This window comes from Janibacter hoylei PVAS-1, from assembly GCF_004025845.1.
Lineage (GTDB): Bacteria > Actinomycetota > Actinomycetes > Actinomycetales > Dermatophilaceae > Janibacter > Janibacter hoylei.
This window is the reverse complement of sequence record NZ_PIPF01000010.1, coordinates 94,281-119,317: the sequence shown is the minus strand read 5'-3', so window position 1 is coordinate 119,317 and position 25,037 is coordinate 94,281. Positions and strand designations below refer to the sequence as shown.

The following is a 25,037-nucleotide window of genomic DNA, read 5'->3' as shown; positions in this document are numbered from 1 at the left end:
GGACGACATCGTAAGGTGACCACCATGAGTCGCGAGGGGTGTGCGAGGGCCGTCGAGCGGATGGCTGCAGCGGGGGTGGACCAGCGGGCGATCACCGTCTTCGAGCACTACTGGGAGCAGCTGGCGGCAGGCGAGCAGGGGATGGTCCGCGAGGACACCCTCGAGCCGCTCGTCGACGTGCCCGAGCTCGCCGCCCTCGAGGTCGACGACGAGGCGCGCCGCGAGGCCCTCGCCCGGGTCGCGGTCGTCAAGCTCAACGGCGGCCTCGGGACGAGCATGGGCATGGCCGGGCCCAAGGCGGCACTCGTCGCGCGCGACGGACAGACCTTCCTCGACGTCATCGTCCGCCAGCTCATCGCCCTCGAGGAGCGCTTTGGGGCTCGGCCGCCGCTCGTGCTGCTCAACTCCTTCCGCACCCGCGAGCGCTCGCTCGAGATCCTCGAGCGGTACCCGCAGATGGCCGACCAAGCATTGCCCCTGGACTTCCTGCAAAACATGGAGCCCAAGCTCGACGCCGAGACCCTCGCCCCGGTGACGTGGGCGGAGGACCCCGACCTCGAGTGGTGCCCGCCGGGTCACGGCGACGTCTACGTCGCGCTCGCCGCCTCCGGCCTGCTCGATCGCATGCGCGCGGCCGGGATCCGCTACGCCTTCATCTCCAACTCCGACAACCTCGGCGCGACCTGCGACCCCGACATCGCGGCCTGGATGGTGGCGGAGGGCATCCCCTTCGCCGTCGAGGTCGCCGAGCGGACCCTCAACGACCGCAAGGGTGGCCACCTCGCGGTGCGCCGCAGTGACGGCCAGCTCGTCCTGCGCGAGTCGGCGATGGTCGTCGACGACGACCAGGAGCACTTCCAGGACATCCGCCGGCACCAGTGGTTCAACACCAACAACCTGTGGGTCGACCTCGACCGGCTCGACCAGCTGCTGCGCGAGCGCGACGGCGACCTCGGCCTGCCGATCATCGTCAACCGCAAGACCGTCGACCCGACCCGCCCCGACTCCACCCCCGTCATCCAGATCGAGTCGGCCATGGGCTCGGCCGTCGAGGCCTTCGAGGGCAGCGTCGCGCTGCGGGTACCGCGCTCGCGCTTCCGGCCCGTCAAGACGACCAACGAGCTGCTCCTGCTGCGCTCCGACGTCTTCGAGCTCGACGAGCGGTGGCGCGTCGTCTCTACCATCGACCGCGGCGACCCGACGGTGCGGCTCGACCCGACGTACAAGCTCATCCACGACTTCGACGCCCGCTTCCCGCAGGGGGTGCCGTCGCTGCGCGAGTGCACCTCGCTGCAGGTGACCGGTGACGTCACCTTCGGCGCGGACGTGCGCGCCGTCGGCGACGTCGAGGTCGTCGCCACCGAGCCGGCGACCCTGCCGGAGGGGGCCCGTCTCGAGGGGCGGGTCGAGCTGCCCCGGTGAGGCGCCGGCGCGGGGTCGTGCTCACCGGCGCCACCGTGCACGGCGAGAGGATCTCCCTTCGTCCGCTCGTGCGTGGTGACCGTGACGAGTTCATCGCACTGCGCCGCCGCAATGCCGACTGGCTGACGCCGTGGGACCCCACGACGCCACCGGGCGGGGTGCCGCGGCGCGACATCGCCGCCGACTTCCGCGGGTACGTGCGGGCCCTGGACGCCGAGGCGAGGTCCGGCACCGGGCTCACCCTGGCGATCGTCGTCGACTCCGCGATCGTCGGTCTCGTCGCGGCGAGCAGCATCGTCGAGGGCGCGCTGCGCTCCGCGAGCATCGGCTACTGGGTCGGGCGCGAGGTCGCCGGCCGAGGCATCGCGCCGACGGCCGTGGCGATACTCGCCGACCACCTCATGGACCCGCAGGGCCGGGCACTGCACCGGGTGCAGCTGGAGATCCGCCCCGACAACGCGCCGAGCCTGGCCGTCGCGGCCAAGCTCGGCCTGCGCGAGGAGGGGCTGCGGCGTGCCTACCTGCACATCGACGGCGCCTGGCGCGACCACCGCAGCTTCGCCGTCGTCACCGACGAGCTGGGTCCCGGAGGGCTGCGAGCACGTCTGTCACACCAACATCAGGCGTCACGTGCGCGACACACCGACCAGCCTGCACCACCCTGACGACGTGACTGCCTAGCGTTGGGTCCGTGCAGCCGAGCAGCCTCATCTTCGTCCTCGTCGTGGCGATCTGGGCTGTCTACCTCCTCCAGTACTGGATCAAGCGCCGCGACCACCTCTCCACCGTGCGATCCGTCGACCGCTTCTCCGCCGCGATGCGGGTGCTCGACGACCACCGACTGCGTCGTGAGGCCACCGAGCCCACGCCGCGCTCCTACGCCGTGACCCCGGCGCGCACTGCGCGCCCCGAGGTGACCGTCAAGCACGCCGGGGCCCCCGCCCGGGCCCGCATGGTCGAGCCCGTCGTCGGTGCGCCGCGTCGGGTCCGCGGTCTGGTGCTGCTGACGATGCTCGTGCTGCTGCCCGTCGTCACCCTCGTCGCTGCCTTCGGCCCGCTGACCTGGTGGGTCGCCCTCGCCTGGCTCGTCGGGACCGTCGCTGCCTTCGGCTGGCTGCGACAGGCGGTGCAGGCCGAGCGCGAGGCGCGCGGTCGTGCCCGGGCGCAGGAGCGTCGGACCGCCACCGCCACCGCTCCCACCCCGCGTCGGGCCGAGCCCGCCGCGCGCGAGGCGTCGCCCGCCCCGCGCCGGCGTGCCGAGCGGATCTACGACGTCGCGGCTCCCGCGGTCGCTGCAGCGGCTGCCGCCGAGATGGACGAGGTCGAGGAGCCCATCGCCACCACCCCGGAGCCCGGCACCTGGGAGCCCACCCCGGTCCCGCGGCCCGTCTACACGATGAAGGCCGCCGCCCGACGGGAGCCCGCCCCGGCTCCGACCGCTGCGCCGGCCGCCGACGACGAGACCCCGCAGGTCATCGACGTCGAGGACGACGACCTGCCGGCCATCGCCGGCTGGGGCTGACCGACTAGACGTCGAAGGGGGACTCGCCCGGCTCGATGCTCGAGCGGGCGGTGTCCTGCGCGATGTCCTCCCGGATCTCGGAGCGCTCCTGCGGGTCGGCGAGGTCCGCGGGCTCATTGACGTCCTCGGGCACCGGGTCGAGCAGGTTGTGCCCCACCGCGTTGAGCACCGCGACGAGCGGCACGGCGACGAGGGCGCCGATGACACCACCGACGACGATGCCCGTCGCGATGCCGAGGATGACCGCGAGCGGGTGGACGCGCACGGCCCGGCCGAGGAGCAGCGGCTGCAGCAGGTGGGACTCCACCTGCTGCACGGCGATGACGATGCCGAGCATGATGAGCGCCGTGATCGGGCCCTTGGCGACGAAAGCGAGGGCGACCGCGACGAAGCCGGACATCAGGGCGCCGACGATCGGGATGAAGGCACCGATGAAGACGAGCAGGGCGATGCCTGAGGCGAAGGGGACGCCGAGGCCGAAGGCGCCCAGCCCGATGCCGAGGGCGTCGGTGCCCGCGACAAGGATCGTCGCGCGGGTGAAGGCCTTGAGCTGGTTCCACGCGATCGCCCCGGAGGAGAGGACCTTGGCACGGGCACCGCGGGGAAAGAGGCGTACGACCCACGCCCAGATGCCCGCGCCGTCGTAAAGGAAGAAGAAGAGCGAGAACATCGCCAGGAAGAAGCCGGTGAGCAGCTGCCCGACCGTCAGCCCCGCTTGGGCGGCGCGTGAGGAGAGGGCGTCACCCTCGGTGAGCTGGCTCCACGTCTCGGAGACCCATGTCGTGATCTGGCCCTCGGTCAGGCCGAAGGTGTTGACCGCCCAGCGGCGCGACTCGTCGACGCCCTGGCTCACCTGGCTGACGATGTCGTCGAGCTGGGAGGCGAACTGGTTGCCGACGAAGCTGAAGAGACCGACGAGCACCGCGAGCGTGCCGAGCACCGTCACCCCGGCGGCCAGGCCGCGCGGCAGGACGGCGCGCAGGCGCTGGAAGGCCGGCTCGAGCAGCGCCGCGAGCAGCAGGGCGATGATGACGGGGAAGACGACCTCGGAGAGCTTCGAGATGAGCCACAGCAGGGCGATGATGCCGACGCCGATGACGAGGGAGCGCCACACCCACTCCGAGGCGGCCCTGAAGGCCGGCGGCACCGCCCCGCTGCCGCCCGCACCGGGAGGGGTCGTCTGGATGACGATCTGTCGCTCCTGCGGAGGTGGTGCCGGCAGCTGGGGCAGCTGCGGCAGCCGGCGGGGGAGACGGGGCAACCGGACCCCCTTCGGGCGGCGCTTGTCGCTCATGCACGTCCTTCGGGTCGGGTCTGTCGACTGTAACCGCACGGATTGTGGCGACGCGTCATCACGGTGTTATGGTTACCGACGTTCTCGGGGCTGTGGCGCAGTTGGTAGCGCGTCTCGTTCGCAATGAGAAGGTCAGGGGTTCGAATCCCCTCAGCTCCACCACCGAAGGCCCCCGGCACCACGCCGGGGGCCTTCGTCGTTCTTGGGGTGCATCACGACTGTGCCCGGCCATCGGCGGGGGAGTTGGTACCCCGGCGGTACCTCCACTCGGCATTGAGCCGCTCGAGGCCCGCCCGATCGGCCCCCGTGCCCTAACTCTGTGGCTGTCAGTCGGCGCTGGCCGGGTATCCGTCAGGCCAGCTCATGCGGTAGTCGTCGGCCGCAGCGTGTGTGTTGAATTCGATGACGGACACGTTGTGCTCGGTGAGGGCGTCAAGGACCGACTGTGGATGGACTCGGAAGAACTCCCGTCGGTGGTTGACCTTGTTCAGTCGCTGACGGGCGAATTCGCGGTGAAGCATCGCCTCGATCGTGACCGCGTCGTCGCTGAAGAACAATGCATGCACATCGAAGTTGAACGGCACGGACGCATCGCCTAGCTCGCGGATGCGTTCCTCGGGTTGGAGGCGCCGAGTCATGCCGATCTTGACGACGCCTTCACCAAAGGCGCCGATGTTGGAGATGACGTAGACATACCCGGCTCGGATGTTGGCCGCACGGTAGTCCGCCGCGGCGATCTCCGCGTCAATGCGGTCGAGTTCTGCTTGAAGCGACTCCGCGCTGGTGGTGTCGCCGGAGTCCCGCAGGCGCTGGATGGAGTTGAGGTAGTGGCCGCGCTCCTTTGCCAGGCGGTCCTTCTCACGCTGGATTTCGGCCTCAAGGGCGCGCTGCTCTCGGAGTTCTGCACGACGCTCGCGCTCTTGCTGCCGGTCGGCAGCCTTTGCCTGCTCATGACGGGCCGCAAGCTCAAGCTCCCGGAGGCGGAGTCGGTGGTATTGGTCGGTGACTGCGAGGTCGATCATCTGCCCCTGTTTGGCGATCTGCTCTCGGGCTGTGGACAGGCGCTTCTGCGCCGAGGTGAGGTTGCCGGCCTTCACCGTCTTGACGGCGTTCTCTGCCTCGGCGTTGTAGGCACGCAGCATGATGCGACTCATCTGGTTGACGAAGGTTTTTCCCTTGGCGAGAGAGTTGTTGAAGGTGAAGTTCGGCGCGGCGGTGATCGCAGAACCGATCTTGTTCGTCTGTCGGATGTCAGAGCGCAGAGCCTCGAGCTCGGTGGCCAGTGCGGCTGAGGCCTCCGCCGGATGCTCGAAGTCGAAGAGGCCGACCTCCTCCAGGATTAGACGATCGCGGTTGACGATGACCTGCCGTTCGAGGTCGTTGACCTGCCGCTGCAGTTGGGCCACCTGCTGTCTTACAGCTTCCTCGGTCTGTCTCTGCGCTTCGATGCGCTGCTCCCGCGCGGCAACGTCGAGCGCACCCAACTCCGCCAGCAGTCGCTCACACTGCTCCAGGGAGCCCAAGAGCCGCTGGTTCTCGACCTGAAGCTCGTGTGCCACACGCTTGGCGTTGAAGGTCGTGATCTTTTCGTTGGGAGTCCACCCGGTTCCACCTTGCGTTGGCCCACTGGGAACGCGTGGTGTCTGAGCCTCTACGGGTGGGGGTGTGGTCGCGCCTTCTGAAGAAGACGCGACCGCGGTAGACGACTCGGCGGGAAACCCTGCCTCGGTGGGCGGCATGTGAGCTGTGGGTTCAGGGGCCGAAGGCAGAGGGTCAATGGACATCTCGCCGCCTGTGCTGACGTGCTCCGTCCAGCGGCTGCCGTCCCAATACCGATGCTGAAACTTCCGCATGGGGTCCGGATACCAGCCCGCTTGTGAACCGTTCGCCATTGCTCTCGCCTCCCGCAGGTCACGCTACCGAGCGAGGGGGACAACGTCGGTCGTAGAGCCGGGCTCGGTCGTGTCCCCGTGCCAGCATGGCGAGCATGGACCAGCGCGCCCTCACCTAAGCCGCTGTCGGGTGCACGCGCACGGGCGTGGCGCCGGGCGGGTTCGCGGAGCTGCGCCGCAGCCGTCGGGTCGGATCGGGGCTGGCGGACTTCGAGCGGGCCGCCGATGCCCTGCTGACGTGGCAGATGCACCGTCGAGCCACGGCATCGCACGAGCGGGTCGAGACCGGAGCGGTCGCCGAGCTGCGCCTGGGCGTGGGGCGGCTGGGCCTGCGGGCGCCGGTGCGGGTCGTGGACGTGGTCGACGAGCCCACCCGTCGCGGCTTCGCCTACGGCACCCTCCCCGGGCACCCTGAGGGCGGCGAGGAGTCGTTCGTCGTGGAGCTGGGCGAAACGGGCGACGTCACCCTCACCATCACCGCCGTCTCCCGTCCGTCGTCCCGTCTGGCCCGCCTCGCGGGACAGGTGGGGCGGCGCGTCCAGTCGCGGATCACCGACCGCTACCTGTCGGCGCTCGCCGACGACGAGGGGTGACGGGCTCCCCTTCGCCAGTAGCGTCGGTCCATGGCACCCACGCCCCGCCTCGTCACCTACTCGATAAACATCTCGCTCGACGGCTACTTCGTCGGGCCCGACGGCGCTTCGACTGGTCGGAGCCGGACGAAGAGGTCTTCGCGGCCCATACCGACGAGCTGCGGGGGGGTCGGCGTGCGCCACCGGCCGAAGGGAGCCCGCCGCCACCGACGAGGTGGGCGCCGACCGACAGGCCGCCGGGCCGCGCAGGCCCAGGCTGCGGCACGGGCGCAGCGCACCACACCCCTGCCCGGTACGACCATGGCTGACAACTACTCGGCCGGCGGGCCGGTGATCGGGCGGCCCCCGGGCGTGCGTGGCCACGCATTGGGGATGCACCCGCCGAGCACGAGGGTCTGCTGGACCATGACGGGCGCGGGTCGGCCCCGGCCCGGGCAGCGCTCGTGGCCGCGGCCGAGCGCGTGGCCCACCTCGTGGTTGATGAGGTAGGCGCGGTAGGTGTGCAGGTTGGGCACGTGGGGGACCCCGATGTACCAGCGGTCGAGGTTGAGCCAGATGACCGAGCCGGCCCGGCAGGAGGTGTAGCCGTCGGTGTCGGCACCGGCGGCGCCGCAGGCGCGGTCGACCGTGCGCGGGGTGGCCAGGCGGATCGTCACGTCGGGCTCGTGGCGCACGATCCGCTGGAAGCGCCAGTGGCCGCCGCGCGTCCAGCCCCGCTCGTGGCGCAGGGTCCGGTCGATCGTGGCGGCGAACTCGCTCGTCGTCACGCCCGAGCCGCGCTCGACCTCGACGCGGTAGGTGACGAGCTGGCCGGTGCTGCGACCGCGCACCGGGGTGCCGGTCGGGCTGCGGGAGAAGTCTCCGGTGGAGCGGTAGTCGGGCAGCGTCGGACGCGCCGAGGTCGTCGGCGAGGGCGCCGCCGTCGTGGTGGCGGTCGTCGTGCTGGTGCTCACCGGGCTCACCTGCGTCGTCGGCTCACCGTCGCCATGGGCCGCCCTGACCCCCACGACGACGACGCAGACGGTGAGGGCGGCGAGTGCCGCGGCGGCGACCCGGCGACGGCGGAGGGACATGACGGGTCAGCCCGCGTGGGCGAGCAGCCAGTCGCGCAGCCGCAGCGTCGAGAGGCAGTCGTACTCGTTGTACTGCCGCAGGTCCTCGAGGCGCTCGGCGGCCGTGGTCGCGTCGCCGGCCGCGACCGCCTCGCGGTATCGCTGGTACTCGATGATCGAGTCACCGCCGGCGGTCACGCCGGAGTCGTCGCGCAGCTCGTCGCCCATGTAGAGCGGCTCGAGCCGCTTGATGGAGTAGGAACGCGAGCCGATGCGCACGGCCGACTTGACCGCGGCGTAGAGGTCGACGAAGACGTCGCCGTCGAGGATCTCGGCGACCTCCGCCTCGCGGACGGCGTGCCGGGCGGCGAGCCGGGCGAGGGCAGCCCGCTCGTAGCCGGAGTAGTGGTAGACGTGCAGGTCGGGCCAGCGCTCGAGCCGGGCGCGCAGCCAGTCGACGAAGCCGATGAGCGCTGCCCGCTCCTGCTCGCGGTCGTGGGCCCAGAAGGGGACGAAGTCGCCGCTCGCGGTCAGCGAGCCGAAGAGGTACTCCAGGCCCTGGTCGGTCGCTGAGTCGCCGCGCCACACCGGGTCGCCCTCGAAGTCGAAGAAGACGTCACCCTCGCTGGGGGCGGGCAGGTCGGCGAGGCGCTCGGGGGCGAAGACCTCGTAGGGCAGGGGTGCCTCGGGCGTCGGCTCGACGATCTGCAGGCGGGCCTGGCTGCGCAGGGTCGCCAGCTGCTCGGGGTCGATGCCCTCGACCGGCTCGGTGCGCCCGGCGAGGGCAGTCACCGTCGTCACGCCGGCGTCGAGCAGCCGGGCGCGGGTCGTCGCGCGGACCCCCGCGGTCAGACCGACGTCCTCGCGGACGGCGAGCTCGGCCCGGCAGGCGTCGCAAAACAGGCAGGCCCGCCACCGCGGGTCGCCCCACACGACCGGCCCCGTTTCGGCGGCGTGCGTGTCGAGCACCTCGAGGAGGCGGGTGTGGACCGTGGCGAGCTCGTCGGCGAGGTCCTCGCGCGGGATGTCGACCTCGCTGCCGTCACCGAGGATGAGGCGGACGAAGGGAGCGACCCCCACCCCCGCGTCGGCGAGGGCCCGGGCGTAGGCGGCCACCTGCAGCTGGGCGTGCTGGTGGGCTCGGCGGGCGAGCTTGGTCTCGGCGACGACCCACAGGTCGTCGGGCCCGCGCAGCAGGTGGTCGGCACGACCGACGAAGCGCTCCCCGCGCACGGCGGCCTGGTGGACGAGACGCGTCGCGGGGTCGCGCAGGACGGTGAGCACCTCGTCGGGGCCGAGGCGGCGGGCGTCGACGACCCCGGCGCCGACCTGCGCGCTCAGGGCGGCGGTGACCTCCTGCTCGTACTCGCGGCCGAGGTCGCCGAAGCGCTCACGGACCGGGTCGACGGTGGCGACGACCGGCTCGCGTCGCCCGAGACGCACGTCGAGGTCGACGAGCAGGCCGTACTCGCACTCTCGTCCGTGGCGCAGGTCGCCCGCGGTGATGACCGCGGCCTGCGGTGCGCCGTCGACGAGGGGGAGGTCCATGCCCCCGAGGGTACGAGGGGTGACTGACACGCGTGCCTCCGCTACACCCAGCTGGGGAACCACATGCGCCAGCGCCAGTGGTCGTAGGGGATGACCTGCGCGGTCCAGATCGGCCAGTAGAAGGCGAAGTTGGCCAGGACGAGGAGCAAGTAGGCCCCGACGACGAGCTGGCCGATGCGGCGGCGGCGCGCGTCGGCGCCCGGTGGGCCGAGGGCCAGGCCGAGCACGAAGACGACCGCGAGGACCACCCAGGGCTCGAAGGCGATCGTGTAGAAGGTGAAGATCGTGCGGTGCTGGAGGAAGAACCACGGCAGCCACCCGCCGACGAAGCCGGCGAGGACCGCCCCGGCGCGCCAATCGCGCTTGAAGGCCCAGTGGTAGACGAGGAAGAAGAGGGCCGCCGTCGCAAGCCACCAGATCGAGACGGATCCGAGCGAGGTGATCGCCTTGGAGCACTTCTCGACGTCGCAGCCGGTCATGCCCTGGGTCGGCGACTCGTAGAAGAAGGACGTCGGGCGGGACTGGACCATCCACGACCACGGGTTGGAGTCGTAGGTGTGCGGCTTGGTCAGGCCGTCGTGGAAGTCGAGGACCACGACGTGGTACTCCCACAGCGACCGCAGCGCCGGCGGCAGCCACTGCACGCCCTGCTCGGGGTTGTCCACCGCCCAGGTGCGGTTGTAGCCGATGTCGGTGCGGAACCACTGGACCCACGACGCGAGGTAGGTGGCGAGGACGACGGCCGTCATCGACAGGCCGGCCCACACCCCGTCCTTGCCGATGCCGGCGATGATCCAGTGGCGGGCGCCCGCCGCCCTGCGTGCCCCGATGTCCCAGAAGACGATCATCAGGCCGAAGGCGGCGAAGAAGTACAGGCCGGACCACTTCGTGCCGCAGGCCAGCCCGAGGCAGATGGCGGCGACGAGGCGCCACGGGCGCCACAGCAGCCACGGGCCGGTGGCGAAGCTCGCGGGGAGACGGGCGGCCTTGGCCGCCAGTCGCTCCCGCCCCCGGTCGCGGTCGATGAGGAGCGCGCCGAAGGCGGCCAGCGCGAAGAACATGAGGATGATGTCGAGCAGGCCGGTGCGGGAGTGGACGAAGTGGTGCCCCTCGAAGGCCATGAGGAAGGAGGCGATGGCCCCGAGCCAGCTCGAGCGGAAGAGGCGGCGGGCGATCCGGCCGACCATGAGGATCGAGATCGTCCCGAGCAGCGCCACGGAGAAGCGCCACCCGAAGCTCGACGTCGAGCCGAAGACCCACTCGCCGAAGGCGATGACCCACTTGCCGACCGGCGGGTGGACGACCATGTCGCCCTCGGTCGTGTTGAAGACGGCCGTCGTGCCGTGGGTGAAGAGCGGGTCGACCTGCTCGCCGTCGCCGTTCCACTGCATCTCGACGCCGTGGTCGAGCATCGAGACGCCCTGCTTGACGTAGTACGTCTCGTCGAAGACCAGCTGGTGGGGGCGGTCGAGGGCCCAGAAGCGGAGGAGGCCGCCGATGGCGGCGAAGAGGAGCGGGCCGGCCCAGCCCCACAGCGTCTCGGTGGGCCGGAAGCCGAGCAGGCGTTCGCGCAGCTGCTGCCCCCGGTCCATGGGCGTCATCGTAGGCGAGCGAGCAGGGCTGGGATGATGGAGCCATGCCACTCGTCCTCGCCGCCACACCCATCGGAGACCCGCGCGACGCCAGCCCCCGCCTGCGCGAGGAGCTCGCCGGGGCCGATGTCGTGGCCGCCGAGGACACCCGGCGGCTGCGCGCCCTCGCCGCGAAGCTCGACGTCACCCTGCCCGAGCGAGTCGTCAGCTACCACGAGCACAACGAGGCGGCCCGCACCGCAGACCTCCTCGAGTCCGTGACGAAGGGGGAGCGGGTCGTCCTCGTCACCGACGCCGGCATGCCGTCGGTGTCGGACCCGGGCTACCGCTTCGTCCGCGCGTGCATCGACGTCGACGAGCAGGTGACGTGCGTGCCCGGACCGAGTGCCGTGCTCATGGCGCTGGCCGTGTCGGGGCTGCCCGTCGACCGCTTCACCTTCGAGGGGTTCCTGCCGCGCAAGGGCGGTGAGCGCCGTCGCCTCCTCGAGGAGGTCGCGCAGGAGCGGCGCACGATGGTCTTCTTCGAGGCGCCCCACCGCATCGCCGCCTCCCTCGAGGCGATGGCCGAGGTGCTCGGCGCCGACCGCCCGGCGGCGGTCTGCCGCGAGCTGACCAAGACGTGGGAGGAGGTGCGGCGCGGCGGGCTCACCGAGCTCGCCGGATGGGCCGCCGAGGGGGTCAAGGGTGAGATCACCATCGTCGTCGGCGGGGCCGAGCGCACGAGCATCTCCATCGAGGACGCGGTCGCCGAGGTGCTCTCCCGCCAGGACCGCGGGGCCCGGCTCAAGGACGTCTGCGCGGCCGTCGCGACCTCCACCGGCCACTCCAAGAAGGCGCTCTACGACGCCGTCGTCGACCACCGCAGGTCCCTCTCAGACTGAGGTGGGACAATCCCGGCCATGACCGAGCCGATGCCTGAGTCCGGCACCGACCTGCCCGTCGACACCGAGACCGCGGAGACCTCTGCCCAAGCGGCCGACGCCGCCGGCGAAGCCGCCGCCGGAGCCCGCGAGGCACACGCCGAGCACGGCGCCCGCCCCGGCACCGAGCGCACCGTCGTGCACCTGCTGCGCCACGGCGAGGTCGACAACCCGCACAAGGTCCTCTATGGCCGCCTGCCCGACTACCACCTGTCGGCGCTGGGCCGCGAGATGGCCGAGGCCGTCGCCGAGCACCTCGCCGACGCCGACCTCGGTCTCGTCGTGCACAGCCCCCTCGAGCGCACCGCCGAGACCGCGGCCCCGACGCTCGAGCGCCACGGACTCACCGCGATCGTGGACCCGCGGGTCATCGAGGCGGGCAACAAGTTCGAAGGGCGGCGCTTCCGCAAGCGGCTGCTCCTCGACCCGCGCCGCTGGTGGTGGCTGCGTGACCCCACGAAGCCGACCTGGGGCGAGCCCTACCGCGTCATCGGCAAGCGGATGATGGCCGCCATCGAGGACGCCCGTGACCACGCCCGCGGCCGTGAGGTGCTCATCGTCAGCCACCAGCTGCCGATCTGGACCATCCGCAGCGTCCTCGAGCAGCGCAACCTCTGGCACGACCCGCGCCGGCGCCAGTGCAACCTGGCCTCCCTCACCTCGGTGACCTTCACCGGCGACGAGGTCACCGACGTCACCTACAGCGAACCGGCGGCGCACCTCTACGCCCACGCCGCCACGACCCCCGGAGCCTGACCCCCCTTCGATGAGACACCACCGACTGACCCGCACCCTCGTCGCCGCGGTGAGCGCCCTCGCGCTCGCCGGCGGGGTCGCCGCCTGCGGTGAGTCCGCCTCCGAGAAGGCGGCCAAGGAGGTCGGCTCGCGCAACGGCGACGGGTCGATGACCCTCTTCGCCCCCGACGAGCGGGGCGAGCCGGTGCAGCTCGCCGGCGACACGATCGACGGCGCGACCTGGGACAGCGCCGACCAGCGCGGCAAGGTCGTCGTCGTCAACCTCTGGGCCAGCTGGTGCGGCCCGTGCGCCAAGGAGGCCCCCCACCTCGTCGAGGCCTTCGACGAGACGAAGGGGGAGGACGTCGAGTTCGTCGGGATCAACTACCGCGAGTCCTCCAAGGAGACCGGTCGCGCCCAGGGCGAGGAGTGGGGCTTCACCTGGCCCTCCGTCTACGACAAGTCGGGCAAGACCGCCATCGACATGCAAGGCAAGATGACGACCCAGCCGTCGACCGCGATCCTCGACCGCGACGGGCGGATCGCCGCCGTCGTCCTCGGCCCGGTGACCACCCAGACCCTCGTCGGCGCCGTCGAGGACACCCTGGCCGAGAGCGACTGATGCTCAGCGACCAGATCGCCGACGGTGCCCTGCCGCTGGCCGTGCTCGTCGCCGCGCTCGCGGGTCTCGTCTCCTTCGCGACGCCGTGCGTGCTGCCGCTCGTGCCCGGCTACCTCGGCTACGTCACCGGGCTGTCCGACGTCGCGCTCGAGCGGCGCAGCCGTGGCCGGATGGTGCTCGGCACGCTGCTCTTCATCCTCGGCTTCACCGCCGTCTTCATCCTGCTGTCGATGTTCGTCGCCGGCATCGGCCAGGCCCTCGGCGAGCACCGCGAGCTGCTCATGCGCATCGGCGGTGTGCTCGTCATCCTCATGGCCTTCGTCTTCCTCGGCGCCGGGTCGCAGCGCACCTGGCGCCTGCCCGTGCGGCCCGCCGCCGGCCTCGCCGGGGCGCCGGTCCTCGGCGCGGTCTTCGGCCTGGGCTGGGCCCCGTGCATGGGCCCGACCCTCGCGGCCGTGCTCACCCTCAACCTCGCCGGCGACGCGTCGACGACCCGAGCCGTCGTGCTCGCCGTCGCCTACTGCCTGGGGCTGGGCCTGCCCTTCGTCCTCATCGCGGCGGCCTACGAGCGGTGGGCTCCGGTCTCGGCCTGGCTGCGCCGACGCCAGCGGGCCATCCAGGTCACCGGCGCCGTCCTGCTCATCATCGTCGGCCTGCTGCTGCTCACCGGCGCGTGGGACGCGCTCACCCAGTGGCTGCAGACCCGCCTGCTCAGCGACATGGAGGTCTTCATCTGATGGCCCGCGAGACCCGGCCCGAGGTGACCCAGCCACGCCTGGGCGTCGTCGGCTACCTGCGATGGGCCTGGCGGCAGCTGACCAGCATGCGCACGGCGCTCTTCCTCCTCCTGCTGCTGGCCGTCGGTGCCGTGCCGGGGTCGGTCTTCCCCCAGCGCAGCATCGACCCCGCCCGCACCGCCGACTGGATCGCCCGCCACGAGACGACCGGCCCCTGGCTCGACAAGCTCGGCGCCTTCGAGGTCTACAGCTCGCCGTGGTTCTCCGCGATCTACCTGCTGCTCTTCATCTCGCTCATCGGCTGCATCGTCCCCCGCACCGGCGTCCACTGGCGGGCGCTGCGCAGCAAGCCGCCGCGCGCCCCCAAGCGTCTGGCGCGCCTGGAGGCCCACGCCTCCGGCGAGCTCGCGGGCGACCTGGCGTCGGCCCGTGAGGCGGCGACCCGGGTGCTGCGCCGGCGGCGCTTCCGCGTCGCGAGCCACGACGACGTCTCCGTCTCCGCGGAGAAGGGCTACGCCAAGGAGACGGGCAACCTCGTCTTCCACACCGCGCTCGTCACCCTGATCATCGGCGTCGCCGTCGGCCACCTGTGGGGCTGGAAGGCCGACGTCGTCGTCCCCTCGGGCGACTCCTTCGTCAACACGGTGACCCGCTACGACACCTTCGCCCCCGGCCCGCTCGTCGACGAGTCCTCGCTGTCTCCCTTCGCCATCGAGGTCGAGGAGATGACCGCCGACTTCAACGACCGAGAGCCGACGGCGCAGACCTTCGGCCAGCCGCGCGACTTCGAGGCCCACGTCAAGGTCACCGAGGCCGACGGCAATGCCTTCACCGACAGCGTCAAGGTCAACCACCCTCTGGAGATGCAGGACGCGACCGTCTTCCTCCTCGGCAACGGCTACGCGCCCGTCGTGACCGTCAAGGACGACGACGGCAAGGTCCTCTACCAGGGGGCCACCCCCTTCCTCGCGCAGGACGGCAACTACCGCTCGACCGGCGCGATCAAGGTCGGGGCGGCCTCGCCCGAGCAGTTCGGCTTCGTCGGCCTCTTCCTGCCGACCGCCTACATCGACCCCGACCAGGGACCGATCTCGGTCTTCCCCGACACCAAGAGCCCCGCGCTCGCGATGAGCATGTACACCGGCGAGCTCTTCCCCGACGGGCGCCCGCAGTCGGTCTTCACGCTCGACACCGCGTCGATGACCAAGGTCGAGACGGCCGACGGCTCCGACCAGATGCGGCTGTGGCTCACCCCCGGCGAAGGGGCGAAGCTGCCCGGCGACCGCGGCACCATCACCTTCGACGGGGTCGAGCGCTTCGCCGGATTTTCGGTCCGGCACGACCCGGGCAAGGGGCTGACCCTGTGGTCGGCGCTCTTCGCCCTCGCCGGGCTCATCGCGACGCTGACGATCAAGCGCCGCCGAGTCTTCGTGCGACTCGTCCAGGAGGGCGACGTCGTGAGGGTCGACGTCGGCGGCATGAGCAAGGACGACGACGAGGGCCTCCTCGAGGTCGTCGAGGAGATCCGCGACGAGCTCGTGGGACAATCGAGGACATCATGACGAACGAGATGCTGGCCCAGTACGCCAACTACGCGCTGGCCTCGGCCGCGCTGGTCATCACCATGGCCATGCTCTGCTACGCCTTCTACCTCTCGCAGGCCGTGCCCGTGCGCGACCAGGCCGAGGTCGAGGCCAAGGTGCCCGCGACCGTCGGCGGCGGCGAGGGTGACGCCACGGCCGAAGGGGGCGCCGCCCCCGCCGCCGAGCCCGCCGAGACCTCCGCGCGGGCCCGCAAGGCCGCCGGCATCGCCGGCTCGATGTCCTGGCTCGGTGCCTTCTTCCTGCTCGTCTCCTTCGCCTGCCGCGGCTTCGCCGTCGAGCGCTTCCCGCTGGGCAACCTCTTCGAGTTCAGCGTTGCGGGAGCCTTCTTCGCCATGGCGACCTTCGCCGTCGCGGGGCTGCGCCGCGACCTGCGCTGGCTCGGCGTCTTCGTCACCGCCTTCGTCGTCTTGCTGCTCATGGTCGCCTCGACCGCCTGGTACGTCGAGGCCGACGAGGTCGTGCCCTCGCTGAAGTCCTACTGGCTGCCGATCCACGTGACCGTCGCGACCCTGTCGGTCGGCATCTTCGTCGTCGGGGCCATCATCAGCGCGCTCTACCTCATGAGCGACCGGGGGGTCGGGAGCGAGCGCTTCTGGCGCAAGCTGCCGCCGGCCGCGACGCTCGAAAAGCTGTCGTACTCCCTGCACATCATCGGCTTCCCGCTGTGGACCTTCACGCTCATCGCGGGCGCGATCTGGGCCCGCGAGGCCTGGGGGGCCTACTGGAACTGGGACCCCAAGGAGGTGTGGACCTTCGTCATCTGGACGGTCTACGCCGCCTACCTGCACGCCCGCGCGACGAAGAACACCTCGCGCCGCACCGCGAACTGGATCGCCGTCGCCGGCTTCGTGTGCATCGTCATCAACTACACGGTCGTGAACTTCTACTTCATCGGCCAGCACAGCTACGCGCAGTGAGGTTCTGAGTACCCGTGGTCCGTTACACCCTGCTCCGCATGCTGATCTTCTTCGGCTGCCTCTCGCTGCTGTGGCTCGTCGGCCTGCGCGAGCCCAACGAGCTGCCCTGGCTCGTCGTCATCGCGGCCCTGCTGTCGATGGTCGTCTCGGCGATCGTGCTGCGGCCCTTCCGCGCGGAGATGATCGAGCAGATCCAGGCGCGCCAGGAGGCCAAGGCGCGAGCCCGCTCGGAGCGCCCCGACTCCGACGAGGCCGTCGAGGACGCTGCGCGCGAGCGGGAGTCGGCGCCCGAGGGCGAGGAGCCCGAGACCTTCCGCTGAGGTGTGAGCGCTCGACTCGCCGGGGTCTCAGCGCGCGAGCGGCGCGAAGAGCCAGACCGCCCACATGAGCTCGGCGAAGCCGGTGAGGGCCAGCGCCGGGATGAGCTCCTTGCCCGTCGCTCCGCCGCGCACGGCCTGGATGCCGGGCCACGCGATGACCAGCCCGATGAGGCCGATCGGGGCCCACGGTCGCCAGATCGCCATGAGCAGGGTGCACACGACGGTGACGGCGAAGAGCCCGAGGTAGAGCTGCCGGGTGCGCGCGTCGCCGAGGCGCACGGCGAGCGTCGTCTTGCCGGTCACCGAGTCGGTGGGGATGTCGCGCAGGTTGTTGGCGACGAGGATCGCGCTGGCGAGCGAGCCGACCGCGATCGCGCCGAGCACACCGACCGCGGTGATGCCACCGATCTGGGTGAACTGCGTGCCGAGCGTGGCGACCAGCCCGAAGAAGACGAAGACGTAGACCTCGCCGAGGCCCCGGTAGCCGTAGGGGTTGTCGCCGCCGGTGTAGCGCCACGCGGCGAGGATCGCCAGCGCGCCGATCGGCAGGAGGATCCACGCCTGGCTCAGCGCGACGAGCGCGAAGCCGGCGAAGGCGCCGAGCCCGAAGAAGGAGAAGGCCGCGATCTTGACGTTGTCAGGGTTGGCCAGGCGCTGCCCGACGAGCCGCACCGGGCCGACGCGCTCCTCGTCGGTCCCGCGGATGCCGTCGCTGTAGTCGTTGGCGTAGTTGACGCCGATCTGCAGGCAGCACGAGACGATGAGCGCCAGCAGTGCGAGGCCGAGGTTGGCCCCCTTCGTCCCCTCCTCGAGATCACGGTTGGCCGCTGCCGCAGCGGTACCGACGATGACGGGGGCGAGTGCTGCGGGGAGGGTTCGCGGACGGGCGCCGGCGACCCACTGCTTGATGGTGGCCACGAGAGGCGATCTTACGAGGCGCTCAGCCCCCGACCAGACGCGCCACGGCGGCCCGGTCCGGCTTGCCCGGCCCGCGCATCGGCAGCTCGGGCACGACGACGACGCGGCGGGGGAGCGCGGCGGCCTCGAGGTGGGGCCGCAGCATCTCGCGGATCTCGGCGACCCCGGCGTCCGGGACCGGCCCGGGCGGCGGTCCGCCCGGCGAGGTGACCGCCGCCAGCGCGACGGCCTGGCCCCACTCGAGGTCGGGGACGCCGACGACGACCGCCTCGGTCACGGCGGGCACGTGGGCGAGGACGGCCTCCTCGACGACGCGCGGCGCGACCTTGAGGCCGCCGGTGTTGATGAGGTCGTCGGCGCGGCCGGTGACGCTCACCCGGCCCCGGCCGTCGACGGAGCCGAGGTCGCCGGTGCGAAACCAGCGCTGGCCCCCTTCGTCACGGAAGGCTCCGGTCTCGACCCCGAGGTAGCCGTGGGCGACGACCGGGCCGCCGATCTCGAGGGCGCTGGCGGCGTCGGTGCGCACGGCGACCCCCTGGAGCGGCTGCCCGTTGTAGACGCAACCGCCGGCGGTCTCGGACATGCCATAGGTGGTCACCACGCGCACGCCCTCAGACCGGGCGCGGTCGAGCAGCGCCGCCGGGGTAGCGGCCCCACCGACGAGGACGGCGTCGAAGCGCCGCAGCGCCTCGAGTCCGAGCGGGTCGTCGACGAGCCGGGCGAGCAGGGTCGGCACGAGCGAGGTGTAGCGCCGCTGCGCGTGCATGCCCGCCGCCGCCTCCACCAGCGCGAAGGGGGTGACCGCCGACGGGTCGAGCGCCACCGGGGTGGTGCCGGCGGCGATGCTGCGCAGCAGCACCTGCAGCCCGGCGATGTGGTGCGGCGGCAGCGCGAGCAGCCACTGGCCGTGCCCGCCGAGCCGCTGGGCGGTGGCCTCCGCGCTCGCGATGAGGTTGGCGGCGGTGAGCAGCGAGAGCTTGGGCGTGCCGGTCGAGCCGGAGGTCGCGATGGCGACGGCCAGGTCGCCGGGCAGCTCGCCCTCGGGCAGGCTCGGGTGCTCGCCGGGGGCGTGCGGGTGGATCGGCGCGGTGCCGGTCAGCGCCTGCTCGAGCGAAGGGAGCGACTCGAGCGCGGCCGGGCCGGGCGGCAAGGGGAGTGGGGTGATGGGCATCAGAAGTACCAAGGGAAGGGCGACCAGTCCGGGTCACGCTTCTCGAGGAACTGGTCGCGCCCCTCGACCGCCTCGTCGGTCATGTAGGCCAGGCGGGTCGCCTCGCCGGCGAAGACCTGCTGGCCCATGAGCCCGTCGTCGGTGAGGTTGAAGGCGAACTTGAGCATCCGGATCGCGGTGGGCGACTTCGCCATGATCTCGCGGGCCATCCGCAGCCCCTCGACCTCGAGCTCCGCGTGGTCGACGACCGCATTGACCGCGCCCATCTCGTACATCTCCTGGCCCGTGTAGGCGCGGCCGAGGAAGAAGATCTCGCGAGCGCGCTTCTGCCCCACCATCTTCGCGAGGTAGGCGCTGCCGTAGCCGCCGTCGAAGGAGCCGACGTCGGCGTCGGTCTGCTTGAAGCGCGCGTGCTGGCTGGCGAGGGTCATGTCGCAGACGACGTGCAGCGAGTGCCCGCCGCCGGCGGCCCACCCGCCGACCAGCGCGATGACGACCTTGGGCATGGTGCGGATGAGGCGCTGGACCTCGAGGATGTGGAGGCGCCCCCCTTCGGCCTTGACCCGACGCTCGTTGATGCCGGCCGCGGAGTCGTCGCCACCGGGGTCGGCGGCGTACTGGTAGCCGGAGCGGCCGCGGATGCGCTGGTCGCCGCCGGTGCAGAAGGCCCAGCCCTCGGTCGTCGCACTGCTGCCCTCGCGTGGGGTCGGGCCGTTGCCGGTCAGCAGGACGACGCCGACATCGGGGGTGCGGCGGGCGTGGTCGAGGGTGCGGTAGAGCTCGTCGACGGTGTGCGGCCGGAAGGCGTTGAGGATCTCCGGCCGGTCGAAGGCGATCCGCACGCAGCCGACGTCCTTGGCGCGGTGGTAGGTGAGGTCGGTGAGGTCCTCGAAGCCGGGGACCACCTCCCAGGCCTGCGGGTCGAAGGTCTCGCTGACGTTGTCCAGTGCGCTCACGGGGGCGAGCCTAACGACCGCAGGTCGAAGGGGGCGCCCCGTCAGGCGACGAGGCTGACGAGCAGGACCATCGGCAGCGAGACCACGGCGCCCAGCGAGGTGGCCAGGGTGAGCGTCTTGAGCGCGCCCTTGGTCGACAGCCCGAGCAGGCTCTTGAACATCCAGAAGAAGTTGCTGTTGACGTGCAGGGCAAACATCGCACCGGAGGCGATGGCGAGCGCGACGACGACCGGCGAGACACCGGTCGAGGCGACGACCGGGCCGATGATGCCGGAGGCGGTGATCGCGCCGACCGACACCGAGCCGATGGCGAAGTGCAGCAGCGCCGCGATGAACCACGCGAGCAGCACCGTGACGAGGACCGGCGCGCCGGCGTCGGCGGAGAAGAGGCCCTCGAGGGTCGTGTCGAGACCGGTCTCGGTGATGACGGCGCCGAGCGAACCGCCGATGCCGGTGATGAGCAGGATCTCGCCGGTCGTGCGGAAGCCGCCCGAGAGGGCCTGCTCGGTGCCGTCCGAGCCGAGCGTCGAGCGGCCGATGACGAAGGCGATGAGCAGGCCGACGAAGAGCGCGATGTTGGCGTCACCGACGAAGGCGATGGCCCCGTTGCTCGCGTCGAAGAGGTCCATGAAGGCGCCGAAGGCGATGAGCACGAGCGGGACGAGGATCGGGGTGAGGCGCAGCAGCAGCGGCAGGCGCAGGGCCCGCTCGGGCACGGCGTCAGGGTCGTCGAGGTCGGCGTCGGCGGAGCTGCCGGTGCTCTCGTGCCCGATCTCCCCGCGGGCGAGGTAGGCGGCGTGGCCCGGGTTGTCGGGGTGCTCCTCCTCGTTGGGGTCGACGTCGGTGCGCTCGTCCCAGAAGCGGGTCTGCAGCAGCAGGCGGAAGAGGAAGGTCGTGAGCAGCGCGGTGGCGACACCGATCGGGGCGCCGAAGATCAGGTACTCGCCGAGCGGCAGCTTCAGCTGGCCGGAGATGGCGACGGCGGCCAGGCCGGGGACGACGAAGACGTAGCCGGCGAAGATGCCGATGCCGATCGCGCCGGCGAGCCACGGCAGGCCCTTGCGCCGGTCGACGACGGGCGCCGCCTGGCGGGCCATCGGGGAGGCGAGGACGACCTGCACGTCGACGTAGATCGAGGGGAAGACCGCCGAGAGCGCCGCGGCCATCGCGTAGGGCAGCTTGCGCCCGACCCGGCGGGCGATGACCTCGACGAGGGCGCGGAAGGTCCCCGTCGCCTGCAGCAGCGAGCCGATGAGCACGCCGAAGCCGATGAGCAGACCGACCTCGCCCATGATCTCGCCGAAGCCGGTCGTGATGGCCGCGACGGTGTCGGCGGCCCCGACGCCGGCGGAGAGGCCGAGGAAGACCGACGAGATGATCAGCGAGATCACCGGGTCGACCTTGAACCGGAGGATGAGCACGATCGCCAGGGCGATCGCGACGAGCGTCAGTGCGATGTCCACGCGAGAGACCCTACGTGGCTGTGACTACACTCACACGTCGGCATCGACCCAGCAGTCCACGGCAGGAGCAGCACGTGTCCACCCCAGCACGCGAACCCCAGGTCAGCACCGGCAGGTGGTCGCTCGTCGGCCCCGGCATCGTCGTGGCCGCGACGGGTGTCGGCGCGATCGACCTCGTCGCAACCCTCATCGCCGGCAGCAAGTACGAGTACGGCCTCATGTGGTGCGTCGTCGTCGGCTGCATCATGAAGATCGTCCTCGTCGAGGGCGCCGGCCGGTACAGCCTGGCGAGCGGACGCACGATCTTCGAAGGGTGGTCCAGCCTCGGTCGATGGACGCACGTGTACTTCGTGCCGTACATCGTCATCTGGGGCTTCGTCTACGGCGCGGCGGCGATGGCCGGCACGGGGCTGCCGCTCCACTCCCTCTTCCCGGTCCTCGGGGTGACGTGGTGGGGGATCATCGCCGGTCTGACCGGCGCCGCCCTCGTCTGGCTCGGCCGCTACGGCGTCTTCGAGAAGGTCTGCGCGGCACTCGTCGGCCTGATGTTCGTCACGATGTGCGGCGCCGCGATCATGACGCTGCCCAACCTGCTCGACGTGTTCGCCGGCATCAAGCCGTGGATCCCCGACGGGGGTCTGGTCAACGTGCTGGCGCTCGCCGGCGGTGTCGGCGGCACGATCACCCTGGCCGCCTACGGCTACTGGCTGCGCGAGAAGGGCTGGGACACCCCCGGACACGTGCGGGTCATGCGCATCGACAACACGGTCGCCTACGTCATCACCGGCATCTTCGTGCTCGCCACCCTCGTCGTCGGTGCCGAGCTGCTCTACTCGGCGCAGATCGCCGTCGAGGACGGGGACAAGGGGCTGCTCGACCTGTCGACGGTCCTCGCAGACCGGTACGGCAACTGGGCCGGCAAGGTCTTCCTCGTCGGCTTCTTCGCGGCGGCGATGTCCTCGCTGCTCGGGGTGTGGAACGGCGTCTCGCTCATGTTTGCCGACCTCGTCGGTCACCTGCGCGGCCTGGCCGAGGACGACCCGGCGCGACGCGCCGGAGGCACCTGGTACCGCGCCTACATCCTGTGGCTGACGATCCCACCGATGGCGATGCTCTTCCTCGGCAAGCCGATCTGGCTGATCCTCGCCTACGGCGTCCTCGGCGCGCTCTTCATGCCCTTCCTGTCGGTCACCCTGCTCTGGCTGCTCAACACCGACCGGGTGCCGGTGCAGTGGCGCAACCGCTGGCCGGCCAACGTCGCCCTCGTCCTGTGCGCGGCGGCCTTCGCCGCCCTGGCCGTCAACGAGCTCACCAAGGCGATCAGCAAGGTCATGTGACCCGCGTCGGGCAGGCTGTCCCCATGGCGACCACACAGTCGACCCGGGTGCGCCGGGCAGTCCAGCGGTACGCGGCGAGCATCGACGAGCTGCGGGGGGTCACCGACGCCTACGTGGCGCTGGTGACCCGGCTGCTCGACGACGCGGGCATCAACTACCTGACCGTGAGCGGGCGAACCAAGACGGTCGAGTCCTTCGCGGGCAAGGCCGCGCGGCGGCTGCCGGGTGGGCGCCTGGCGCACCCCAAGCCGCTCACCGACATCACCGACCAGATCGGGGTCCGGGTCGTCACCTACGTCCTCGCCGACGTCGACGCCGTGGCGCAGCTGCTCTCCTCCCAGCTCGCGGTGCTCGAGGACCGCGACATGGGTCAGGAGACGGCGGCGGCCGGCCGCTTCGGATACTCCAGCCGTCACCTGCTCGTGGGGCTGGGCGAGGACCGGGAGGAGCCGGGCATCCCGCGCGAGCGCCCCGCGTCGGTGCAGATCCGCACGGTGCTCCAGCACGCGTGGGCGGAGTTCGAGCACGACGTGCGCTACAAGGGGTCGGTCTCCGCGGAGCACGCGCCCGACTTCGACCGCCGCTTCACGCTCGCCGCCGGGTTGCTCGAGCTCGCCGACCAGCAGTTCTCCTCGATCCGCGACCGGCACCGTGACGAGCTGACCTCGCCGACCGAGGACGACGACGACCCGCGGATCGGGGCGACCGACCTCGCCGCCTTCCTCGCCGGGCAGTTCGTCGACGCCGGGTGGTCGCGCACCGACCACTACGCGTGGATCAGCGGGCTGCTCCTCGAGCTCGGCATCAGCTCGCTCTCCGAGCTGCGTGAGGTGCTGCGCGAGGTCGACGTGCCCGCGATCGACGCGCACATGGGCTACCGCTACCCGCCCGGCGCCGTGCGCCGTCTCGACGACGCACTCCTGTCCGTCTACGGCGAGCGGTACATCGAGCTGCACGGCAATGCCCACCGACTCGCGCTCCTGCGGGCCCGGCTCGCCCGGCTGTCGGACTAACGTCGGGGGCATGGCCCTGCACCTCTACTCCCTGACCGTCGACGCCCGCGACCACCGGGCCCTCGCCCGCTGGTGGGCCGACGTACTCGGGTGGCGGATCGGCTACGAGGACGAGCACGAGTGCGAGGTGCTGCCACCGGAGGCGAGCGAGGACCCGGTCGACGACACGGCCACGTGGCTGGCGCGGCGCTCGATGCTCTCCTTCGTCCCGGTACCCGAGGGCAAGACGGTCAAGAACCGTCTCCACATCGACCTCGCACCGCACGTCGGTCAGGACCGCGATGCCGAGATCGAGGCACTGCTGGCGAAGGGAGCCACCCGCGCCGCCGTCGGCCAGGACGACGACGAGGTCACATGGACCGTCCTCGCCGACCCCGAGGGCAACGAGTTCTGCGTGCTCTCGAGCCGAGACCGATGAGCCCCGCGGTCGCCGTCGACGAGCTGCTCGACGGGCTGCACGTCGTCACCCTGCCCCTGCGCACCCGATTTCGTGGCGTCACCGAGCGCGAGGTCGCGCTCGTGCGGGGGCCGCGCGGCTGGGGGGAGTTCGCCCCCTTCGTCGAGTACGCACCGCAGGAGGCCGCGCGCTGGCTCGACGCGGCCGTCGAGGCGGCCTGGCAGGGCTGGCCGGAGCCGCGGCGGGCCAGGGTGCCGGTCAACGCGACCGTGCCCGCCGTGCCCGCAGCCGACGTCGCCGAGGTCGTCGCCCGCTACGACGGGTGCACGACGGCGAAGATCAAGGTCGCCGAGCGGGGCCAGGGCGAGCAGGACGACCTCGACCGCGTCGCAGCGGTCCGCGAGGCCATGGGGCCCGACGCCCGACTGCGGGTGGACGCCAACGGCGGCTGGTCCCTGACCGAGGCCGTCGACGTGCTGACCCGACTGGCCCCCTTCGGCCTGGAGTACGCGGAGCAGCCCTGCGCCGACGTGCACGACCTCGCCCGGCTGCGGGTCGAGCTCGCCCGGCGCGGGGTCGACGTGCCGGTGGCGGCCGACGAGTCGATCCGCAAGGCGGAGGACCCGCTCGAGGTCGCTCGCCTCGAGGCGGCGGACGTCGTCGTCGTCAAGGTCGCCCCGCTCGGAGGAGTCGCCCACGCGCTCGAGGTCGTCGCCGACTGCGGGCTGCCGGCCGTCGTCTCCTCAGCCATCGACTCGAGCGTCGGTCTGCGGGCCGGGGTCGCGCTCGCGGCGGCCCTGCCCGACCTCGGGCACGCGTGCGGTCTCGGGACGGGCGCACTCCTGGCCGCCGACGTCAGCCGGGAGCCTCTGCTGCCGGCGGAGGGGGCGCTGCCCGTCCGGGAGGTCGTCGTCGACCCGGACCTGCTCGCCCGGCACGCGGCGCCGCCCGCACGGGTGGACTGGTGGCGGGAGCGGGTGCGGGCTGCGAGCGCGGCGCGCACCTGATCCAC

Annotated in this window: 23 protein-coding genes, 1 tRNA gene and 2 pseudogenes; 16 read left to right on the top strand and 10 right to left on the bottom strand. The window is 71.6% G+C overall.

Annotation, left to right across the window (positions count from 1 at the left end; genetic code table 11):
- Positions 1–24: 24 nt before the first annotated feature.
- The 3 genes from CWN80_RS10575 to CWN80_RS10565 are packed head-to-tail and all read left to right on the top strand — an operon-like array spanning position 25 to position 2,944.
- Positions 25–1,422: a UTP--glucose-1-phosphate uridylyltransferase gene (locus tag CWN80_RS10575; RefSeq protein WP_040881091.1), complete on the top strand. Its 1,398-nt coding sequence runs from the start codon at positions 25–27 to the stop codon at positions 1,420–1,422.
- Positions 1,419–2,087: a GNAT family N-acetyltransferase gene (locus tag CWN80_RS10570; protein ID WP_007926687.1), complete on the top strand. Its 669-nt coding sequence runs from the start codon at positions 1,419–1,421 to the stop codon at positions 2,085–2,087. The genes CWN80_RS10575 and CWN80_RS10570 overlap by 4 nt, the downstream gene beginning before the upstream one ends.
- 26 nt (positions 2,088–2,113) lie before the next feature.
- Complete coding sequence (locus CWN80_RS10565; protein ID WP_128277259.1) at positions 2,114–2,944, top strand: hypothetical protein; 831 nt, start codon at positions 2,114–2,116, stop codon at positions 2,942–2,944.
- A 4-nt stretch (positions 2,945–2,948) separates the two neighbouring features.
- Here the strand turns inward: CWN80_RS10565 and CWN80_RS10560 are convergent, their stop codons facing one another.
- Complete coding sequence (locus CWN80_RS10560; RefSeq protein ID WP_007925507.1) at positions 2,949–4,238, bottom strand: AI-2E family transporter; 1,290 nt, start codon at positions 4,236–4,238, stop codon at positions 2,949–2,951.
- An 86-nt stretch (positions 4,239–4,324) separates the two neighbouring features.
- On the opposite strand from CWN80_RS10560, the gene CWN80_RS10555 reads away from it, so the two are divergent.
- Positions 4,325–4,400, top strand: a tRNA-Ala gene (locus CWN80_RS10555).
- A gap of 164 nt (positions 4,401–4,564) precedes the next feature.
- On the opposite strand, the gene CWN80_RS10550 is transcribed toward CWN80_RS10555, so the two are convergent.
- Positions 4,565–5,761, bottom strand: a complete 1,197-nt coding sequence (locus CWN80_RS10550) for an SNIPE associated domain-containing protein (RefSeq protein WP_238148191.1) — start codon at positions 5,759–5,761, stop codon at positions 4,565–4,567.
- 282 nt (positions 5,762–6,043) lie between these two features.
- A pseudogene (locus tag CWN80_RS16110) lies at positions 6,044–6,130 on the bottom strand (DUF2510 domain-containing protein); the annotation flags it as partial.
- A gap of 134 nt (positions 6,131–6,264) precedes the next feature.
- On the opposite strand from CWN80_RS16110, the pseudogene CWN80_RS10545 reads away from it, so the two are divergent.
- Positions 6,265–6,723, top strand: a pseudogene (locus tag CWN80_RS10545) (DUF1990 family protein); the annotation flags it as partial.
- Between the two features lie 311 nt (positions 6,724–7,034).
- On the opposite strand, the gene CWN80_RS10540 reads toward CWN80_RS10545, so the two are convergent.
- The 3 genes from CWN80_RS10540 to CWN80_RS10530 are packed head-to-tail and all read right to left on the bottom strand — an operon-like array spanning position 7,035 to position 10,915.
- On the bottom strand, positions 7,035–7,796 hold the full coding sequence (locus CWN80_RS10540) for a DUF3152 domain-containing protein (protein WP_007925513.1): 762 nt from the start codon (positions 7,794–7,796) through the stop codon (positions 7,035–7,037).
- Positions 7,797–7,802: 6 nt separating this feature from the next.
- On the bottom strand, positions 7,803–9,323 hold the full coding sequence (locus CWN80_RS10535) for a TM0106 family RecB-like putative nuclease (protein WP_007925515.1): 1,521 nt from the start codon (positions 9,321–9,323) through the stop codon (positions 7,803–7,805).
- Between the two features lie 41 nt (positions 9,324–9,364).
- Positions 9,365–10,915 (bottom strand): dolichyl-phosphate-mannose--protein mannosyltransferase, encoded by a 1,551-nt coding sequence (locus CWN80_RS10530; protein WP_128277258.1) that lies wholly within the window; start codon positions 10,913–10,915, stop codon positions 9,365–9,367.
- A gap of 44 nt (positions 10,916–10,959) precedes the next feature.
- On the opposite strand from CWN80_RS10530, the gene rsmI reads away from it, so the two are divergent.
- From rsmI to CWN80_RS10495, 7 genes are read left to right on the top strand one after another with little or no spacing between them, the layout of a single operon-like run.
- Positions 10,960–11,796, top strand: a complete 837-nt coding sequence (gene rsmI / locus CWN80_RS10525; protein ID WP_007925521.1) for a 16S rRNA (cytidine(1402)-2'-O)-methyltransferase — start codon at positions 10,960–10,962, stop codon at positions 11,794–11,796.
- An 18-nt stretch (positions 11,797–11,814) separates the two neighbouring features.
- Positions 11,815–12,591, top strand: coding sequence for a histidine phosphatase family protein (locus CWN80_RS10520; RefSeq protein WP_128277257.1), 777 nt, complete (start codon positions 11,815–11,817; stop codon positions 12,589–12,591).
- Positions 12,592–12,601: 10 nt separating this feature from the next.
- The gene (locus tag CWN80_RS10515; protein WP_128277256.1) at positions 12,602–13,192 is read left to right on the top strand and encodes a TlpA disulfide reductase family protein; all 591 of its coding nucleotides are present in this window, start codon (positions 12,602–12,604) and stop codon (positions 13,190–13,192) included.
- The gene (locus CWN80_RS10510) at positions 13,192–13,929 is read left to right on the top strand and encodes a cytochrome c biogenesis CcdA family protein (RefSeq protein ID WP_007925529.1); all 738 of its coding nucleotides are present in this window, start codon (positions 13,192–13,194) and stop codon (positions 13,927–13,929) included. Before CWN80_RS10515 ends, CWN80_RS10510 begins: the two co-directional genes overlap by 1 nt.
- Positions 13,929–15,491, top strand: a complete 1,563-nt coding sequence (gene resB / locus CWN80_RS10505; RefSeq protein ID WP_007925531.1) for a cytochrome c biogenesis protein ResB — start codon at positions 13,929–13,931, stop codon at positions 15,489–15,491. The genes CWN80_RS10510 and resB overlap by 1 nt, the downstream gene beginning before the upstream one ends.
- Positions 15,488–16,450: a c-type cytochrome biogenesis protein CcsB gene (gene ccsB, locus CWN80_RS10500; RefSeq protein ID WP_128277255.1), complete on the top strand. Its 963-nt coding sequence runs from the start codon at positions 15,488–15,490 to the stop codon at positions 16,448–16,450. Before resB ends, ccsB begins: the two co-directional genes overlap by 4 nt.
- Positions 16,451–16,464: 14 nt before the next feature.
- Positions 16,465–16,770 (top strand): DUF4229 domain-containing protein, encoded by a 306-nt coding sequence (locus CWN80_RS10495; RefSeq protein ID WP_007925534.1) that lies wholly within the window; start codon positions 16,465–16,467, stop codon positions 16,768–16,770.
- A gap of 27 nt (positions 16,771–16,797) precedes the next feature.
- Here the strand turns inward: CWN80_RS10495 and CWN80_RS10490 are convergent, their stop codons facing one another.
- The 4 genes from CWN80_RS10490 to CWN80_RS10475 are packed head-to-tail and all read right to left on the bottom strand — an operon-like array spanning position 16,798 to position 21,278.
- On the bottom strand, positions 16,798–17,688 hold the full coding sequence (locus tag CWN80_RS10490) for a 1,4-dihydroxy-2-naphthoate polyprenyltransferase (protein ID WP_007925535.1): 891 nt from the start codon (positions 17,686–17,688) through the stop codon (positions 16,798–16,800).
- A 22-nt stretch (positions 17,689–17,710) separates the two neighbouring features.
- Positions 17,711–18,859 carry an o-succinylbenzoate--CoA ligase gene (gene menE, locus CWN80_RS10485; protein ID WP_128277253.1) on the bottom strand — a complete coding sequence of 383 codons (1,149 nt, stop codon included), beginning with the start codon at positions 18,857–18,859 and terminating at the stop codon, positions 17,711–17,713.
- The gene (locus tag CWN80_RS10480) at positions 18,859–19,815 is read right to left on the bottom strand and encodes a 1,4-dihydroxy-2-naphthoyl-CoA synthase (protein WP_128277252.1); all 957 of its coding nucleotides are present in this window, start codon (positions 19,813–19,815) and stop codon (positions 18,859–18,861) included. The genes menE and CWN80_RS10480 overlap by 1 nt, the downstream gene beginning before the upstream one ends.
- A 41-nt stretch (positions 19,816–19,856) precedes the next feature.
- Complete coding sequence (locus CWN80_RS10475) at positions 19,857–21,278, bottom strand: GntP family permease (protein WP_007925543.1); 1,422 nt, start codon at positions 21,276–21,278, stop codon at positions 19,857–19,859.
- Positions 21,279–21,352: 74 nt separating this feature from the next.
- Between CWN80_RS10475 and CWN80_RS10470 the strand changes: the two genes are divergently transcribed.
- Genes CWN80_RS10470 through CWN80_RS10455 form a run of 4 tightly spaced genes read left to right on the top strand, consistent with a single transcriptional unit; the run spans position 21,353 to position 25,032 of the window.
- Positions 21,353–22,615: an Nramp family divalent metal transporter gene (locus CWN80_RS10470; RefSeq protein WP_007925544.1), complete on the top strand. Its 1,263-nt coding sequence runs from the start codon at positions 21,353–21,355 to the stop codon at positions 22,613–22,615.
- 23 nt (positions 22,616–22,638) lie between these two features.
- Positions 22,639–23,628: a GTP pyrophosphokinase gene (locus tag CWN80_RS10465; protein WP_040880791.1), complete on the top strand. Its 990-nt coding sequence runs from the start codon at positions 22,639–22,641 to the stop codon at positions 23,626–23,628.
- 10 nt (positions 23,629–23,638) lie between these two features.
- Positions 23,639–24,046: a VOC family protein gene (locus CWN80_RS10460; protein WP_007925548.1), complete on the top strand. Its 408-nt coding sequence runs from the start codon at positions 23,639–23,641 to the stop codon at positions 24,044–24,046.
- Positions 24,043–25,032 (top strand): o-succinylbenzoate synthase, encoded by a 990-nt coding sequence (locus CWN80_RS10455; RefSeq protein ID WP_007925549.1) that lies wholly within the window; start codon positions 24,043–24,045, stop codon positions 25,030–25,032. Before CWN80_RS10460 ends, CWN80_RS10455 begins: the two co-directional genes overlap by 4 nt.
- Positions 25,033–25,037: the final 5 nt, after the last annotated feature.